This window comes from Gordonia sp. i37, assembly GCF_002043085.1.
Classification (GTDB): Bacteria; Actinomycetota; Actinomycetes; order Mycobacteriales; family Mycobacteriaceae; genus Gordonia; species Gordonia polyisoprenivorans.
This window is the reverse complement of sequence record NZ_MVPX01000622.1, coordinates 1-660: the sequence shown is the minus strand read 5'-3', so window position 1 is coordinate 660 and position 660 is coordinate 1. Positions and strand designations below refer to the sequence as shown.

The window sequence follows — 660 nt, the reverse complement described above, 5'->3', positions numbered from 1 at the left end:
GCCACCCCGAACATACACAACACATTTCACGAGACATCAAAAAGCCGATCGGTGGATCGAGGCTTAGGGCTGTGCCCGGTCACCGCCGCCTTCTTCGCGGCGCTCCCGAACTTTGCACCGAAGTTCGCTGTCGTCCACTGATAGCCGCGCTCCGTGCGAAACAGCGGCGACTCGGGTTCATAGTCCGGGTGTGCGGTTAGGTGGGATCGGAGGGCTGCAACTGTTGACTTAGGCAGTGGGATCGACCGCCTGGACTTCGCTGACTTCAGCGGTTTCCAAGCCCAATCGCCGTAGACCCCGCTCGCCTGATTCACGACGTGCACAGTCGCACCATCCAAGTCGACCGACGAAACCTTCAGGCCCGACATCTCGCCATGACGCATCCCTGAAGTTGCCATCAACTCCACGATCACATCCACTGGCTGGTCAGCCTTGTCGATAATTGCCCTCACCTGGTCGACAGTCAACAGCTTGGAGGGGTCCACAACCTCAGCCGTCTTTTCTGCCACCATCGAACCCGCACGGGCCCCCAGAACCGGATTCTTGCTGATCTGCTCCCGTGACACCTGCTCGTTGAAAAAGGCGCTTAGAACCCGCGTCAGCGTCGTGGGGTTGACCCCGTTTCCCGGACATCTTGATGGCCAGTGTGAGGCTGGCGGG

Annotated in this window: 1 protein-coding gene; it reads right to left on the bottom strand. The window is 59.8% G+C overall.

Going from position 1 to position 660, the window contains the following annotated elements; all coding sequences use genetic code 11:
* Positions 1 to 26: 26 nt before the first annotated feature.
* Positions 27 to 660 (bottom strand): tyrosine-type recombinase/integrase (locus tag B1964_RS28965; protein WP_216354307.1); only part of this gene is annotated, 634 nt, incomplete at its 5' end.